Source organism: Mitsuaria sp. BK041, assembly GCF_014193085.1.
Classification (GTDB): Bacteria; Pseudomonadota; Gammaproteobacteria; order Burkholderiales; family Burkholderiaceae_C; genus Roseateles.
Window position 1 is genome coordinate 689194 of the sequence record NZ_JACHYT010000001.1, and the last position, 16513, is coordinate 705706.

Genomic DNA, 16513 nt, shown 5'->3' on the forward strand with positions numbered 1-16513 from the left:
CGGCGGATCAGCCCTCGAAACCGTTCGGATTGGACGATTGCCAGCGCCAGCTGTCCTCGCACATGCGCTGCAGGTCGAAGCGGGCGCTCCAGCCCAGCTTCTCGCGCGCCAGCGCCGGATCGGCGTAGCAGGCGGCGACGTCGCCCGGGCGGCGGGCGACGATCTCGTAGGGGATCTCGCGGCCGCTGGCCTTGGCGAAGGCGTTCACCAGTTCCAGCACGCTGTAGCCGCGGCCGGTGCCCAGGTTGACCCAGATCGACTCCTGGCCGCGCAGCAGGAAGTTCAGCGCGGCGACATGGCCCTCGGCCAGGTCGACGACGTGGATGTAGTCGCGCACGCCGGTGCCGTCGGGGGTGTCGTAGTCGTTGCCGAAGATCGACAGCTTGGCGCGCCGGCCCACCGCCACCTGCGTGACGTAGGGCATCAGGTTGTTGGGGTTGCCGCGCGGGTCCTCGCCGATGCGGCCGCTCTCGTGCGCCCCCACCGGGTTGAAGTAGCGCAGGCAGGCGGTCTGCCATTGCGGGTCCGAGGCGCCCAGGTCGCGCAGGATGCCCTCGCCGATCAGCTTGGTCGCGCCGTAGGGGTTGACCGCCATCAGCTCGGCGTCCTCGCGCAGCGGCAGCGACCTGGGCTGGCCGTACACGGTGGCGCTGGAGGAGAAGACGATGCGCTTGCAGTCATGCCGGCGCATCGCCTCGCAGACCGTCAGCAGCCCGTCCAGGTTGTTGCGGTAGTAGCTCAGCGGCTTGGCCGTCGATTCGCCGACCGCCTTGAAGGCGGCGAAGTGCACCACCGCGGCCGGCTTGTACTCGTTGAACACCGCGTCCAGCGCCGCGCCGTCGCAGACGTCGAGCTTCTCGAACAGCGGGGTCTGGCCGCTCAGCTCGGCCAGGCGATCCAGCACCTTGGGCGAGCTGTTGCTGAAGTTGTCCACGCCGACGACGCGGTAGCCGGCCGCCAGCAGCGCGAGCCAGGTGTGGGAGGCGATGTAGCCGGTCGCGCCGGTCAGCAGGATGGTGTCGTTGGCCATGGAGTCGGAAGGTCAGCGGATCATGCCCTGCACGTAGCAGCCGGCGGTGTAGGCGTTGTAGGAGTAGATCACGTCGGTCGTGTCGCGATCCAGGCGGGTGTACTGGCAGCCCACGGTGACGTTGCGCAGCGCCTCCCAGGCCAGCCCGAGGCTGTATTGCTTGGAGTTGTCCTTGGAACGGATCCCGCCCAGGGCGATGTCGCGATCGCGGCTCAGACGCGTGAAGCCCACGCCGGCCTGAGCGGTGAGCTTGCCGGTGATGCGGTAGCTGAACTGGGTCTGGAAGGCCGTCTGCACCCGGTTGAAGTCGGACTGGCCGTTGTTGATGCCCAGGTAATAGGTTTCGACGCCGGTGTCCCGGGACAGCTTGGTGCTGAGGGTCCAGCGCCCCCCGGGGGCCCAGTTCCAGTTCAGCGAGCCGGTCAGGCCGGTGAAGGTGTCCGAGGTGCTGCGGCTCAGGCGCGCGTTCAGGCTGCTGGCCCCGGTGGCGCGCCACAGCGCCGTCAGGTCGATGTCCTTGCGATCCCACTCGAAGCCGTTCACCGGCACGCGGCCCTTGGTGTAGCGGCCGGCCAGGCCGAAGCGCCAGGCGCTGCTGGCGTTGTAGAGCAGGCCCACGGAGGAGGTGTTCTGGCGGTATTCCTGCGTGTCCCACAGCGGCAGCGAATAGTCGCGCTGGCGCCGCACGAAGGTGCCCTCGAGGGTGAACGGCGACAGCCCCGGCAGGCCCAGGCGCACGCTGCCACCGGCGCTCTGGTCGGTCTGCAGATTGCGCTCGGTGGTCGGGGCGATGCCGGTGTTGCTGTTGAAGTCCGCCAGCGTGCGCGCGCGGGTGTAGTCCAGCGTGCCCGACAGGTTGCCCGCGGTTTCCCAGTCCAGGCCGGTGTCCAGGCTGTAGCCGCGGTTGTCCAGCCGGCTGTTGTCCTGGTAGCGGGTGTCGTTGAAGCGGCCGTCGGCGTGCAAGCGTTGGCGGCCCAGCCGCGTGTCCACGCCGGCCAGCAGGCTCAGCGAGGTGAGCCGGTCGCTGCTTTCGGCCGCATTCGAGCGGAACACGTTGTTCGTGTAGTAATGGCCCAGCGAGGCGCCCAGGTACCAGGGACTGCCCTGGTCGCTCTGGGCCCAGCAGGAGGCGGACGCGAGCAGGGCGAAGGGCAGCGACAGTCGGTGGAGGCGGTTCATCGTGGGAAGGTCTCCTGCGGGTCAATAGGCGTGGCGGTCGAACAGCATCAGCCGCACGGTGCGCACGATGATCTGGAGATCCAGGCCGAGCGACCAGTTGCGCAGGTATTCCAGATCGTATTCGACGCGCGCCTTCATCTTGTCGACGGTGTCGGTCTCGCCGCGCAGGCCGTTGACCTGCGCCCAGCCGGTGATGCCGGGCTTGACCTTGTGGCGGACCATGTAGGCCTTGATCAGCTGGCGGTATTCCTCGTTGTGCGCGACGGCGTGCGGGCGCGGGCCGACGATGCTCATGCGGCCCTGCAGCACATTGATGAACTGCGGCAGCTCGTCCAGCGAGGTCTTGCGGATGAAGGCCCCGAACGGCGTGATGCGCGGGTCGCCCTTGGTCGCCTGCTTGACGACCGCGCCGTTGTCCATCGCGCGCATCGAGCGGAACTTGTAGACGATGATCTCCTCGCCATCCAGGCCGTTGCGGCGCTGCTTGAAGATCACCGGGCCGGGTGAGCTCATCTTCACGCCGATCGCCAGGATCAGCAGGATCGGCGAGATCAGCACCAGGATGAGCGCGGCCAGGATGATGTCGCTGATGCGCTTGACCACCTCGTTCACGCCGGTGAACGGGGTTTCCAGGATGCCCACCACCGGCACGCCGTTCACGTCCTGCAGCCGGCCCTGGATGATGCTGATGCCGAAGACGTCCGGCACGAAGAACAGCGAGGCGGTCGTGCCCTGCAACTGCTCGAGCAGCTGCAGGATGCGGGGCTGCGAGCCCAGCGGCAGGGTGATGTAGACCTCGCGCACGCCGTTGGCGCGGACGTAGTCGCTCAGTTCCGGCAGCGTGCCCAGCACCCGGCCGACGCTGTCGGGATGAAGGCGGTCGTCGGTGCGGTCATCGAAGAAGCCCAGGCATTCGACGCCGCGGATGGAGCCGAAGGACAGCGCCCGGCCGACCTTCGCGCCCAGCGGCCCGGCGCCGACGATCACCGCGGTGCGCCGCACCGAGGGCTGCTGCGCGCGCCAGCGCAGCACGCGCCGGCCGATCTCGACCGCCAGGATCTGCGCCAGCGGCGTCAGCAGCGCCCACCACAGCAGCACCGGGCGCTCGAAGTAATGGAAGCTGCTGGTGGCGTAGGCGAACATGCCCAGGATCAGCAGCAGCATCAGCCAGGAACCGACGATGTCGGTCACGGCGCTGGCGGGATGATCCGAGAAGCGGTTGCGTCCCGGGAAGGTCAGCGCGAACACCAGCATGCACAGCGTGTAGGTGGAGCGCATGACCGGTTCGCCGAACCAGGCCAGCAGGCACAGGTAGATCAGGACGATCAGCGTCGGTTCCAGGAATGCCGCGATGAACGACTGGACCGACTGCGGCGCGCTGTAGAAGGTTCTCTTGTAGTTCCGGTCCTCAAACATCACCCGTTGGTCCTTCGTTGCTTCCCTCGTGGCCGTACGGCGGGCGGCATCGAGGCCGGCCTGCCGCTCCTGTCCGGCCGGAGCCGGAAATTCTCTCTCAATTCATCTCACGAACTCGTAACCGGACGCCCTAGCTTGTCACCGGTTTCCTCGTTCATCAGGCCGTCCTCCGGGCCTGCCTACAATCCGCCCCATGCTTCAAGAATGGTCCAAGCTCCTGGCCCCTGCGCTCCAGGATCGCATCACGCTGTTGCTCAACCATGTCATGTCCCGCGAGCCGGTCGCCACCGCGCGCCTGGCCCCGCACACGGGCAAGACGCTGCGGCTGCGCCTGGTGGGTTGGCCGGCCATGCTGCCGGCCGCGCCGGACCTGCGGCTGCGCATCACCCCGGCCGGTCTTTTAGAACGGTTGGGCGACGAGGATGGCCCTAGGCAAGAACCGGACCTGCTCATTGAACTCGACGCGTCGAATCCGGCGGCGGCGGCCTTCGCGGCCCTGTCCGGTGCCCGGCCCGAGGTGCGGGTGGACGGCGATGCGCAACTGGCCGGCGACTTCAACTGGTTGATCGATCACGTGCGCTGGGACATCGAGGACGACCTCGCCGCCATCACCGGTCCGGCGGTGGCGCACCAGCTGGGTCGCTTCGGACGCGCCGTCGCGGGCGCGATGGCGACCCTGGCCCGCCAGGCGGGCCGTTTCATGCCGGACGGCCAGGGCCGGGCATGAGGTCCGGGAATCCGGTCCGGGCATGAGGTATCTGTCCCGCCTTCTGGTCATCGTCTGGACCCTCTACCGATTCGGGCTGGACGAGCTGGCGTTGTCGACGCTCAAGCGTCGGCGTTTCCGCTTCCTGCGCCGGCTGATCTCGGTCGGCCGCGCTTGGGACCAGCCGCGCGGCGTGCGGCTGCGGCTCGCGCTGGAGCGGCTCGGGCCGATCTTCGTCAAGTTCGGCCAGCTGCTGTCGACGCGGCGCGACCTGGTGCCGCCGGACATGATCGAGGAGCTGTCCAAGCTGCAGGACAACGTGCCTCCATTCCCGGCCGAGCTGTCCCGCGAACTGATCGAGCGTGCCTTCGGGCGCCGCATCGAGGAGCTTTTCGCCACCTTCGAGGCCGAGCCGGTGGCCAGCGCCTCGATCGCGCAGGTCCACTTCGCGACGCTGATGGATGGGCGGGAGGTCGCGGTGAAGGTGCTGCGGCCGGGGATGCTCGACATCATCGAGGACGACCTGGCGCTGATGCGCACCGTCGCGGGCTGGGTGGAGCGCTTCTCCGCCGACGGGCGCCGGCTCAAGCCGCGCGAGGTCGTCGCCGAATTCAATACCTACCTGCACGACGAACTGGACCTGGTGCGCGAGGCCGCCAACGCCGCCCAGCTGCGCCGCAACATGCAGGACCTGCACCTGGTGCTGGTGCCGGAGATGATCTGGGAGCTCTGCCGGAGCGAGGTCATCGTGATGGAGCGCATGCGCGGCGTGCCGATCTCGCAGCTCGAGCGCCTGCGGGAGGCCGGCGTCGACATCAAGAAGCTGGCCCGCGACGGCGTCACGATCTTCTTCACGCAGGTCTTCCGGGACGGCTTCTTCCACGCCGACATGCACCCGGGGAACATCCAGGTCAGCCTGGATCCGCACACCTTCGGCAACTACGTGGCGCTGGACTTCGGGATCATCGGCACGCTCACCGAGGTCGACAAGGATTACTTGGCGCAGAACTTCATCGCCTTCTTCCGTCGCGACTACAAGCGCGTGGCGGAACTCCACATCGAGTCCGGCTGGGTGCCGCCAGAGACCCGCGTCGATGAACTGGAAGGGGCGGTGCGCACCGTCTGCGAGCCGCATTTCGACAAGCCGCTGAAGGACATCTCGCTCGGCCAGGTGCTGATGCGGCTGTTTCAGATCTCCCGCAGATTTAACGTGGAGATTCAGCCGCAGCTGGTTTTGCTGCAAAAAACGCTGCTCAACATTGAAGGATTGGGCAGGCAGCTCGATCCTGATCTGGATCTCTGGGCCACGGCCAAGCCCTTCCTCGAGCGCTGGATGGATGAGCAGGTGGGCTGGCGCGCCTTCGTGCGGCAGCTGAAGAAGGAGGCGCCGCGATTCGCGCAGATGGTGCCGGAATTCCCCCGCCTGATGCACGAGGTGCTGCGCCAGCGCGCCGAAGGCGGGCATTCGGACCTGACGCGGCAACTGCTGCTGGAGCAGCGGCGGACCAACCATCTGCTCCAGACGCTGCTGTGGGGCATCGGCGGATTCACACTCGCGCTGGTGGCGACCCAATTGGTGATGCGCTGGATCGACTGACCGCGCTTGTGCGGCCGGGAGGCGGGAGGCGCGAGGCGGGAAGCACGAGGCGGGGGGATCAGACCGCGTAGTCGGCGAATTCCTGCTTCAGGCGGGCGCGCAGCAGGGTGCGGACGCGGTTCACCCGTGAGCGCACGGTGCCGATCGGGATCGCCTGCAGCGCGGCGACCTCGCGGTAGGACTCTTCCTGCAGGCAGGCCAGGTCGAAGGTGCAGCGCAGGTCGGGTGACAAGCCCGACAGCGTGACGTCGACGATGCCGGCCAGTTGCCGATAGGCGACCTGCTGGCTGACATCCTTCCTGCCGTCGCGCGCGTGGTGGACCGATTCGCCGTCCCGCGTGTGCGGCGCGTCGTCCAGGCTTTCCATCTGACGATTGCGTTTGGCACAGCGCGCCACATGGTTGCGCGCGACGTTGGCCGCGATGCCGAAGAACCAGGTCTCGACGGTGGAGCGGCCCTGGAAGCGGTCGGCGCAGCGGGTGGCCTCGAGCATGGCGTCCTGGATGATGTCGTCGAGCTCGCCGGGCGAGCGCTCGTAGCGCCGCAGGAAGCGCTTGAGCTTGCTGGAATCGCTGCGTGCGTCGTGGGCGATCTTGATGATGTGGGACAGGACCAGTTGCTGGCGCTGCCGGGCCAGTTCCGGATCGACCGGTTCGTCAGGCGCGGCGTGCGGCGCGCAGGCGGCGGCGCTGGAGGGGTGGGGCGCGGCGCTCGTCGCCCCGGACTTCGCAAGGGGGCCGGGCGGGCGGGCCGTGGCGTCGGTGTGATGGCTCATGGACAGACTCGAAGAAGATCCGGTGGGCCTCTCCCGGAGCCAGTGGCTCCCTGGGACAGGGGAGGAAAGGGCGCGCCGCGCCAGACAGGTCACCGTGGATGGCCCCACTGCAGCACCTCGACCGCCAGCCGGTCGTCGTGCTCGACCAACCGTCCGATGCCGAGCTCGGTGCCGTGCGCGACGATGCGCACGAGGGCCGGCGTCGAGGTGTCCAGCGGGACGATCCGGCCCGCCGCGAGGCCGCTCAGTTCGCCGACGGTCATGGCGACGCGGCCGACGATGAAATCCAGGTCTACGGTCAGGGCATCCACGTTGCGGGGCTCCGGTGGCGGTGGCAGGGCGTGGAGGGGATTGGAAAGGGAGCCCCTTGGCGGCCCCATCCCTGGAACTCGCGTGAGACATGCGCCCCATGACCCAAATGGAGGAACTGACCCGCAGATATCTGGTGAAAAGGGGGCGGATCCCCCATCGCGGGTGCCGCTGAAACGGGGTGTCCGGGGGGCGGGGAGGACCCTGGGCAGCAGTCCCCGAGGTTCCGGGGATAATCCGCGCGCAATTTTTTGTGCGCCGGATTCCTGCGCTCCCGCCTTCCCCGCATTCCCAAGGCCCGCTGCCATGCTCCTGACCCTGGTCATCCTTTACCTGCTTGTCACCATCGCGATCGGCCTGTGGGCCGCCAAGCGGGTGAAGAACACGGCGGACTTCGCCATCGCCGGCCGGCACCTGCCGCTGGTGATGATCATCACCACCACCTTCGCGACCTGGTTCGGCTCCGAGACGGTGCTGGGCATCCCGGCCAAGTTCGTGCAGTCGGGCCTGAACGGCGTGGTCGAGGATCCGTTCGGCGCGGGTTCGTGCCTGATCCTGGTGGGCCTGTTCTTCGCGGCCAGGCTCTACAAGATGACGCTGCTGACGATCAGCGACTACTACCGCGAGCGCTACGGCCGCGTGGTCGAGGTGGTCTGCAGCTTCATCATCATCCTGTCCTACCTCGGCTGGGTGGCGGCGCAGGTGACCGCGCTGGGGCTGGTGTTCAAGCTGCTGTCCGGCGGCGCGATCAGCATCCCGGTGGGCATGATGATCGGCACGGCGTCGATCCTGGCCTACACGCTGTTCGGCGGCATGTGGTCGGTGGCGGTGACCGACTTCATCCAGATGATCATCCTGGTGGTGGGGCTGTCGCTGATCGCCTGGTTCGCGGCCGACATGGCCGGCGGCGCCGACAAGGTCATCGCGCTGGCGTCGAGCCAGGACATGTTCCGCTTCCTGCCCGAGCCGAGCTTCCACGACGTCGTGTTCTTCGTCGGCGCGGCCATCACGATGATGCTGGGATCGATCCCGCAGCAGGACGTGTTCCAGCGCGTCATGTCCGCCAAGGACGTCAAGGCGGCGACCCGCGGCCCGGTCATCGGCGGCATCTGCTACATCCTGTTCGCCTTCGTGCCGATGTTCATCGTCGTGAGCGCGCTGATCATCATGCCCACCGAGGCCAAGCAGCTGATCGCCGAGGACCCCCAGCAGGTGATCCCCACGCTGGTGATCGACAAGATGCCCTTCGTGATGCAGGTGATCTTCTTCGGCGCGCTGCTGTCGGCGCTGAAGTCGACCGCCTCGGCCACGCTGCTGGCGCCGTCGGTGACCTTCGTCGAGAACATCTGGCGCCAGTTCTTCCCGCGCGTGTCCGACAAGCAGGAACTGCGCACGATGCGCATCGCGGTGCTGCTGTTCTCGGTCTGCGTCTGCGCCTACGCGATCGCGCTGCAGGGCACCTCGATCTACGAGATGGTCTCCAGCGCCTACCAGGTCACGCTGGTCGGCGCCTTCGTGCCGCTGCTGTTCGGCCTCTACTGGAAGCGCGCGACGACGCAGGGCGCGATCTTCGCCATCGTGCTGGGCGTGCTGACCTGGATCCTGTTCCTGATGACGCCGGCGGGCGAGCAGTTCCCGGCCCAGCTGGCGGGCCTGCTGGCCGGCATCGTGGGCATGCTGGTGGGCTCGCTGGGGCCGCAGGCGATCCGCGACGTGCACGGCAGCCACCACCGCCTGGCCGGTGCGGCGTCGGCGGGCCACTCTATATAATTTCGGGTTTTTGACCCGGTAGTCCCTCAAATGCCGATCTACGCCTATCGCTGCGGCGCCTGCGGCCACGCCAAAGACGTGCTGCAGAAGCTGTCCGACGCTCCGCTGACCGTCTGCCCCGCCTGCGGCGCGGAGAGTTTTTCGAAGCAGGTCACCGCCGCCGGTTTCCAGCTCAAGGGCTCGGGCTGGTACGTGACGGACTTCCGCGGCGGATCGGGCGGCGCCAGCGCACCGGCGTCGCCGGCCGCCGCGCCGGCTGCGGGTGGCGAGGCCGCCCCGGCCTCCGGCGGGACCGCCGCCGCCTCGTCCGAGTCCTCCTCCGGCACGTCGGCCCCGTCGGGCACCGCCTGCGGCGGTTCCTGCGCCTGCCACTGACGCCGAGGCCGGACCCAGGCATGAGAAAGTACATCATCACCGGCCTGCTGGTCTGGCTCCCGCTCGCGATCACCGTCTGGGTCCTGCTGTGGATCCTCGGCATGATCGACGGCGTCTTCGTCTGGCTGCTGTCGGCGGTCGGCGCGGTGCTGCCGCTGTCGGCGCAGACCTCGCTCAAGCAGCTGCATGACATCCCCGGCCTGGGGGTGGTCGTCATGGTCGCGCTGCTGATGCTGACCGGCATGTTCGTGGCGAACATCTTCGGCCAGTGGTGGCTGCGTCAATGGGACCGGCTGCTCTACAAGATCCCCATCGTCAAGAGCATCTACAGCTCGGTCAAGCAGGTCTCGGACACGCTGTTCTCCTCCAGTGGCAACGCCTTCCGCGAAGCCGTGCTGGTGCCGTACCCGCACCAGGGCTCGTGGACCATCGCCTTCGTCACCGGCAAGCCAGGCGGCGAGGTGGCCCAGCAGCTGGGCACGCTCAGCGGCGCGGAGCCGGAGGAGCATGTCGCGCTGTACGTGCCGACGACGCCGAACCCGACCTCCGGCTTCTTCCTGATGATGCCCCGCGCGCAATTGCGGCCTTTGGCGATGAGCGTCGATGAGGCGCTCAAATACATCATCTCGATGGGGGTGGTCGCTCCTCAGGGGGAGCCGGCCATCGTCCTGCCGAGCGAGGTCGCCCGAAATTGACCGGGCTGAGCGCCCCGGCAAGCGCTCAGTCCTGAGGGTCCGCGGGACCCCGCCAGCGCCCATTCCCTGAATCCGTCCTTCCCGCGCCGGCCGCGCGCGTTGCGATCCGCATCGACGCCCCGCCGCCAGCGCCGTCCCGACACTCGAAATTTCCGGAGAACTCCATGCGTACCTGCTATGCCGGCCAAGTCAGCGAGAAGCTGCTGGACCAGACCGTGACCCTGATGGGCTGGGCCCATCGCCGCCGCGACCATGGCGGCGTGATCTTCATCGACCTGCGCGACCGTGAAGGCCTGGTCCAGATCGTCTGCGACCCGGACCGCCCCGAGATGTTCAAGGTGGCCGAAGAGGTCCGCAACGAGTTCTGCGTGAAGATCGTCGGCAAGGTGCGCGCGCGCCCGGCCGGCACCGAGAACGCCAACCTGGTCAGCGGCAAGGTCGAGGTGCTGTGCCACGAGCTGGAAGTGCTGAACCCGTCGGTGACGCCGGCCTTCCCGCTGGACGACGAGAACATCTCCGAGACGACGCGCCTGACGCATCGCGTGCTGGACCTGCGCCGCCCGTACATGCAGAACAACCTGATGCTGCGCTACCGCGTGGCGATGGAGGCGCGCAAGTTCCTGGACGAGCACGGCTTCGTCGACATCGAGACCCCGATGCTGACCAAGAGCACGCCGGAAGGCGCGCGCGACTACCTGGTCCCGTCGCGCGTGCATGACGGCATGTTCTTCGCGTTGCCGCAGTCGCCGCAGCTGTTCAAGCAGCTGCTGATGGTGGCGGGCTTCGACCGCTACTACCAGATCACCAAGTGCTTCCGCGACGAGGACCTGCGCGCCGACCGCCAGCCCGAGTTCACGCAGATCGATATCGAGACCTCGTTCCTGAACGAGGAAGAGATCCGCGCGATGTTCGAGGGCATGATCCGCCACGTCTTCCGCAAGGCGCTGAACGTCGAGCTGGGCGACTACCCGGTCATGAAGTACGCCGAGGCCATGCACCGCTTCGGCTCGGACAAGCCCGACCTGCGGGTGAAGCTAGAGTTCACCGAGCTGACCGACGTGATGGGCGACGTCGACTTCAAGGTCTTCTCCGGTCCGGCCACGACGCCGGGCGGCCGCGTGGTCGCGCTGCGCGTGCCGGGCGGCGCGACGATGAGCCGCGGCGAGATCGACAGCTACACCGAGTTCGTGAAGATCTACGGCGCCAAGGGCCTGGCCTGGATCAAGGTCAACGAGACGGCCAAGGGCCGCGAGGGCCTGCAGTCGCCGATCGTGAAGAACCTGCACGACAAGGCCGTGGCCGACATCCTGTCGCGCACCGGCGCCCAGGACGGCGACCTGATCTTCTTCGGCGCCGACAAGGCCAAGATCGTCAACGACGCCATCGGCGGACTGCGCCTGAAGATCGGTCACAGCGAGTTCGGCAAGTCCACCGGCCTGTTCGAGGACAAGTGGGCGCCGCTTTGGGTGGTCGACTTCCCGATGTTCGAGGAAGACGAGGAGAACAAGCGCTGGGCCGCGGTCCATCACCCGTTCACCGCGCCGAAGGACGGCCATGAGGACCTGATGGTCACCGACCCCGGCAAGTGCGTGGCCAAGGCCTACGACATGGTGCTCAACGGCTGGGAACTGGGCGGCGGCTCGGTGCGTATCCACCGTGCCGACGTGCAGGCCAAGGTCTTCGAGGCGCTCAACATCAGCCCCGAGGAGCAGCGCGTGAAGTTCGGCTTCCTGCTGGATGCGCTGCAGTACGGCGCGCCGCCGCACGGCGGCCTGGCCTTCGGCCTGGACCGCCTGGTCACGCTGATGACCAAGGCCGAGTCCATCCGCGACGTGATCGCCTTCCCGAAGACGCAGCGCGCGCAGTGCCTGCTGACCGGCGCGCCGTCGTACGTGGACGAGAAGCAGCTGCGCGAGCTGCACATCCGCCTGCGCAACCCGGGCGCGGCTTCGGCCTGATCGCCGGGCACGGTGGCCTTCCCGCCACCGTCGCCAGGAACAACGCCTTGAGGCTCAGGCCGTCGGGGCGTTGTCGTTTTCGCGGCGGCATGGCGCGTGCCGCGCCAACCGCGCCGGGTCGTCAGAGCACCGCCTGGCCGGCCCCGGTCAGGACGGTGATCGTGTCGGTGGGCCGCAGGTCCGCCAGCGTGATCGTCAGCTCGGGCTGGTTGAAGTCGCCATTGCCGTGGGCGTCGATCAACAGCTCGACCTGGCCCTGCGCATCGACGCCGCGGCGGATGAAGCGGTCCTCGCCGCCGGCGGGGACGCCGCGCAGCAGCTGCGTCAGGTCGAGCCGGTCGCCCTGGGCATTGCTGTAGTCCAGCACCGTGTCATGGCCGGTCTGGCCGGCCTGCCAGCGGAAGGTGTCGGCGCCGCCACCGCCGATCAGCACGTCGTTGCGCGAGCTGGCGACGATCACGTCGTTGCGCTGGCTGCCGATGACCATCGTTTCCAGGTGGTCGCCGCTGTGCTGGAACTCGCGGCCATCGAGGATCAGCCGGTCCCCCACGTCCATCTGCACGACCAGCGGCGCATCGCCGTTGGCCGCCAGCGTGGCCGAGGTCAGCGTCAGCGTGTTGGCCGCGCCGTTGTCCATCCACACCTGAGCCAGGCCCTTCACGCCGCCGGAGAAGGCGCCGAAGTCGAGGTTCGCATCGCCCGAGACGTACAGCGCGTCATGGCCCAGCAGGCCGTCGATGCGGCTCACCTCGCGCTCGCCCGAGTAGGTCAGCACGTCGTTGCCGGCGGTGCCCAGCAGCGACTGCACGGCCGGCGTGGCGGTGCCGTCCTTGTCGAGGAAGACGAGGAACTCGTTGTACATGGCCTGCTGGTAATAGGCGGTGTCCGTGCCATTCGCCCAGTTGCCGTGCCAGCCGAGCTTCCACTGCGCACTGGTCGGGAACTGACTCGGCAGCGTGCCGTCGGAGGCCACCCGGATCCCCTCCTCGAAGATGACCTGCTTCGCATCGACGTAGTTCAGCGAGGCGGTGCCGGCGCCCGCGTTCCCGGCGTGGGCCTCGAAAACGACGTCATTGGCATGGCCCAGCAGCGCATTGCTCGACGGCAGCGGCTGCACGAGGCGACCATCCCCGCTGGCTGTCATGACGTCGAAGTAGTAGTTGTTCCAGGCGGGGTAATGGCTGCTGAGCCGGTCGTTGTCGGTGCCACCCAGGTTGAACAGCGTGCCGAAGCCCGTGCCTTCGGACTGGACCTTGGTGTAGACCGCCACGCTCCGCCAGTCGTCCGCCGCGACGCCGTTGGCCACCATGTAGTCGTTGTTCTTGCCGTTGCGACCGTTGTTGAAGCTGATGGCGGCTGAGCCATCGGCGCGCTGCACGACCTGTCCCGCGTCGACGATGACGCCCTGCCTGGCCAGGTCCGTCTGCGTCATGTCACGCCCGTTGCCGGACTGGTCGTACCACTGGGTCACGAAGCCCTTGTCCGAGGCGCCGCGGCCGACGAAGTCGAGCAACGCGGTGCGGTCGAGCTCGCCATTGAGGTCGAAGCCGATGTCCTGCTCGGCGTTGTCGGAACCGCGCCGCACCCGGATCGCGAAGTCGTTCTGGTGCGGGTTCAGGTCGCGCAGGCCGTAGGCCGCCTGCAGCCGGTTGACGTCGATCTCGTTGATGTTGCCGATGCCCAGGCCGTCGGCGATCCGTCCCGCCGTCGCGTCCTCCAACCGGACGACGACCTTCTCGTTCACCTCGCGGTAGTGGTCGCCGTTCACCGTGAAGCGGACCAGCTTGCTGGTCTCGCCCGCGGCGAAGCTGAGCAGGCCGGTGCTGGCGCCGCTGAAGTCGGCGGCCGAGGCGAGGGCGGCACCGCTCGAGCCGGCCGAGCTGGCGCCGCGGTCCACGGCGAAACGGACGCTGCCGGCCTCGCTCAGGTCGCCGTCGCGGGTGACCATGAACACCATCTCGCGGCTGCCGTCGGTGCCTTCGATCACATGCGAGTCGGAGATGCTGTACGTGGCGCCCGCGGTCACGCTGTCGGCGGTCTTCACCGTCACGTTGCCCGCCAGGTCGGCCGACGTGACCCGCACGTGCACCGGGTCGCCGGCGTCGAAGCGGTGGCGTTCGCCCGCCACCGGCGTGGCCGTGGCGGTGTCCACGCGCCACTGGCCGGCGGCGTCGGAGTGGGTCACGTAGCGTAGCTCGTAGCCGTTGGCGATGTTGTCGTCGGTGTCGATCTCGACGGTCACCTCGACCCGCGCGTCCGTCGTGCCGGACAGCACCGGACGGGGCTGGACCGTGTCGCCGATGGCCACCACGCTGGCCGGCGGATGCGTGTCGACGGTGAGCTCGAGCGCGCCGGAGGTCAGGCCATCGGCCACGGCGCCGAAGCGGTACACGCCGTCCTCGAGCCCGGCGCCGGCGAGCTGCAATTCCCACCGGCCGTTCCCGTCCGCCACGACCGTGCCCAGGACTTCGTTGCCTGCCATCACGCCGTCGCCGTCGGCGTCGAGGAACACCGTGACCGTCGCTCCCGCCGCGGCGTAGCCCTTGAGGATCAGCGGCGCCGCGGCGGAGCCGTTGGCCGAGGTGACGCCGTCGTACGGCGACAGGCCGGAGTCGCTGTCGCGGCTGAGCAGGATGGCGGGCGTGCCGGCGGGCCGCACCTCCAGCGTCACCTGCGAGGCCACGGCGCTGACGTTGCCCGCCAGGTCGGTGGCGGTGATCTCGACATGGCGTGTGCCCACCACGGCGCCCGCGCCCGCGCTGTAGGCCAGCTGCTCCAGCAGCGCGCGCGTCATGTCCGCGGTGAGCGTCATCGACGGGACGACGGTGAACAGCACCGTGCCGTCCGGCGAGCGCTCGCAGGTGATGCCGTAGCGCAGTCCGGGCGTCGAGGTGGTGGCCTCGACGGACGAGGCGGTCCCCATGCTCAGCATGCCGGCGGTCTGTTCCGGGTCGGCGCGGTCATACAGGCCGAAGCGCTCCAGGCGGTCGGCGTTGGCGGGGTCGTCCGCATCGGTCGCGACGAAGGCGCCGCCCACCTCGCTGCTGAAGCGGAACTGGAGGCGGACGATGCCGTTGGCCTCGGTGATCTCGGTCTTGGACGGCATCGCGAGCGGGAAGGCGATCGGCAGGCCCGGCGACACCGTCACCGTCCGGTCGAGGCCGGGCGCGGGGCCGTTGAGGTCGATGACCGGGGCGGTGCGGTCGACGATGAACAGGCTCGTGGCCGTGCCGGTCCGGCCGAGGTGGTCGGTGACGGTGATCTGGTACGAGCGGGGGCCTTCCAGCGCGAGCGGCGAGGTGTCGATCAGCCGCAGGGAGTCCAGCAGGGCCTGCGTCTGCGCCAGGCTGGCGGCAGAGCCGTCGGCCAGCACGAACTGGTAGCGATCCGCCAGCGCCATCGCCCGCCACTGGACGCCGGCCACGGTGATCGTGAGGTCGACCTGGCCCAGCTGGGTGATCACGCCGCCGTCCAGACAGCCGAGATGGTCGTCCGGGCTGACGCTCTCGCCGCTGATGTCGATCGTCACCTGCTGGAACGTCGCGTCCGGATTGGTGTGGGACAGCGTGCCGCCCGGCGCCAGCAGCGGCTGCGGCGTGGCGAGGTCGTGGATCACCGTCTCGGCGTCGACGCCGGCCAGCAAGCCGTTGAGGTCCAGCGAGGGCACGTGGTTGTCCATCACCACCGACACCTGCGACTCGGCGCTGACGTTGCCGGCGAGGTCGACCACGGACAGCGCGATCACGCGCTCGCCTTCGCGCGGGCGGCCCATGGTGTTGCTCAGGCGGATCGCGTTGGACAGCGCCGCGGCGTCGGAGCCGGTCAGCGCGGTGCCGTCGGAACGCCAGATCGACAGGCTGGCGGTGTCGGCGTCGTAGCGGTAGGAGAGACCGGCCAGGCCGCCGATCTCGATGTTGTCCCTCGCCGTGCTGACGTCGAGGTCCAGGGCCTGGTCCAGCTGGAGCTTGTCGTTGATCGGGTCGAATCCGACGCCGGTGATCCGCACGCGCAGCGCGCTGAGGTCCTGCGCGGTCAACGCGTCCTGCGTCGCGGTGAGGGCGACGCCCGGCGCCAGCTGGAAGCGGTCAACGACGCTGGTGACCGTCGTCTGGAGCCCTGCGGTCGAGGAGAGATCGAGATCGTCCGCGCGCGTCTGGAGGACGAATCGCAGCGTGGTGATCTCGCTGGCCCCTTGGGCATTGATCTGTCGCGCCAGGACGGTCTGCGCGCCGTCCTGCGTGAACTGCGAGGCGGGGATGGTGTCGTCCTGGCCGTCCTGCCAGGTCAGGCCCAGGTCCAGGCTGAACTGCCAGGTCGCCTTGTCCGCGAGGCCGGAGATCCTCACGCGCGCGTCGTTGGTGTGGAGGTCGGTGGCGGACAGGCCGGAATCGTGAACCAGCGCGAGATGGGGCGCGTCCGGGGGAGGGACCGGATCAACCGGATCCACCGGGTCGACCGGATCCACCGGATCAACCGGATCCACCGGATCGACCGGATCGACCGGATCGACCGGATCAACCGGATCAACCGGATCAACCGGATCAACCGGATCAACCGGATCAACCGGATCAACCGGATCGACCGGATCGACCGGATCAACCGGATCAACCGGATCAACCGGATCAACCGGATCAACCGGATCAACCGGATCAACCGGATCAACCGGATCAACCGGATCGACCGGATCGACCGGATCAACCGGA

General features: G+C 68.4%; 13 protein-coding genes. 7 read left to right on the top strand and 6 right to left on the bottom strand.

What is annotated here, in order from left to right:
• Window positions 1-7: 7 nt before the first annotated feature.
• From galE to FHT38_RS02990, 3 genes are read right to left on the bottom strand one after another with little or no spacing between them, the layout of a single operon-like run.
• Window positions 8-1030, bottom strand: coding sequence for a UDP-glucose 4-epimerase GalE (gene galE / locus FHT38_RS02980; protein ID WP_183489752.1), 1023 nt, complete (start codon window positions 1028-1030; stop codon window positions 8-10).
• A 12-nt stretch (window positions 1031-1042) separates the two neighbouring features.
• Entirely contained in the window at window positions 1043-2209 is a 1167-nt protein-coding gene (locus FHT38_RS02985; protein ID WP_183489756.1) for a hypothetical protein, read from the bottom strand.
• A 21-nt stretch (window positions 2210-2230) separates the two neighbouring features.
• Window positions 2231-3625 (bottom strand): undecaprenyl-phosphate glucose phosphotransferase, encoded by a 1395-nt coding sequence (locus tag FHT38_RS02990; protein WP_183485382.1) that lies wholly within the window; start codon window positions 3623-3625, stop codon window positions 2231-2233.
• A 193-nt stretch (window positions 3626-3818) separates the two neighbouring features.
• Here FHT38_RS02990 and FHT38_RS02995 point away from each other — a divergent pair, with 193 nt between their 5' ends.
• Together FHT38_RS02995 and ubiB are read left to right on the top strand one after the other, a co-directional pair.
• On the top strand, window positions 3819-4352 hold the full coding sequence (locus tag FHT38_RS02995) for a hypothetical protein (RefSeq protein WP_183489758.1): 534 nt from the start codon (window positions 3819-3821) through the stop codon (window positions 4350-4352).
• A gap of 22 nt (window positions 4353-4374) precedes the next feature.
• Window positions 4375-5928: a ubiquinone biosynthesis regulatory protein kinase UbiB gene (gene ubiB / locus FHT38_RS03000; protein WP_147242570.1), complete on the top strand. Its 1554-nt coding sequence runs from the start codon at window positions 4375-4377 to the stop codon at window positions 5926-5928.
• A 58-nt stretch (window positions 5929-5986) separates the two neighbouring features.
• Here ubiB and FHT38_RS03005 read toward each other — a convergent pair whose 3' ends face one another.
• Together FHT38_RS03005 and FHT38_RS03010 are read right to left on the bottom strand one after the other, a co-directional pair.
• A complete protein-coding gene (locus FHT38_RS03005) occupies window positions 5987-6703 on the bottom strand; it encodes a sigma-70 family RNA polymerase sigma factor (RefSeq protein ID WP_183489761.1) in 717 nt (238 codons plus the stop codon).
• 89 nt (window positions 6704-6792) lie between these two features.
• Window positions 6793-7014, bottom strand: coding sequence for a FliM/FliN family flagellar motor switch protein (locus FHT38_RS03010; protein ID WP_183489764.1), 222 nt, complete (start codon window positions 7012-7014; stop codon window positions 6793-6795).
• Between the two features lie 304 nt (window positions 7015-7318).
• On the opposite strand from FHT38_RS03010, the gene FHT38_RS03015 reads away from it, so the two are divergent.
• The 4 genes from FHT38_RS03015 (at window position 7319) to aspS (ending at window position 11810) form a co-directional block, all read left to right on the top strand.
• On the top strand, window positions 7319-8782 hold the full coding sequence (locus FHT38_RS03015; RefSeq protein WP_183489767.1) for a sodium:solute symporter family protein: 1464 nt from the start codon (window positions 7319-7321) through the stop codon (window positions 8780-8782).
• Between the two features lie 30 nt (window positions 8783-8812).
• Complete coding sequence (locus FHT38_RS03020; RefSeq protein ID WP_183489770.1) at window positions 8813-9157, top strand: FmdB family zinc ribbon protein; 345 nt, start codon at window positions 8813-8815, stop codon at window positions 9155-9157.
• 20 nt (window positions 9158-9177) lie between these two features.
• Window positions 9178-9852, top strand: a complete 675-nt coding sequence (locus FHT38_RS03025) for a DUF502 domain-containing protein (RefSeq protein WP_091721619.1) — start codon at window positions 9178-9180, stop codon at window positions 9850-9852.
• 164 nt (window positions 9853-10016) lie between these two features.
• The gene (gene aspS / locus FHT38_RS03030) at window positions 10017-11810 is read left to right on the top strand and encodes an aspartate--tRNA ligase (RefSeq protein WP_091721624.1); all 1794 of its coding nucleotides are present in this window, start codon (window positions 10017-10019) and stop codon (window positions 11808-11810) included.
• Between the two features lie 121 nt (window positions 11811-11931).
• Here aspS and FHT38_RS25550 read toward each other — a convergent pair whose 3' ends face one another.
• Window positions 11932-16155, bottom strand: a complete 4224-nt coding sequence (locus tag FHT38_RS25550) for a type I secretion C-terminal target domain-containing protein (protein WP_183489774.1) — start codon at window positions 16153-16155, stop codon at window positions 11932-11934.
• 45 nt (window positions 16156-16200) lie between these two features.
• On the opposite strand from FHT38_RS25550, the gene FHT38_RS25555 reads away from it, so the two are divergent.
• Window positions 16201-16513, top strand: a 313-nt coding sequence (locus tag FHT38_RS25555; protein WP_310739715.1) for a hypothetical protein, incomplete at its 3' end; no start/stop codon positions are given.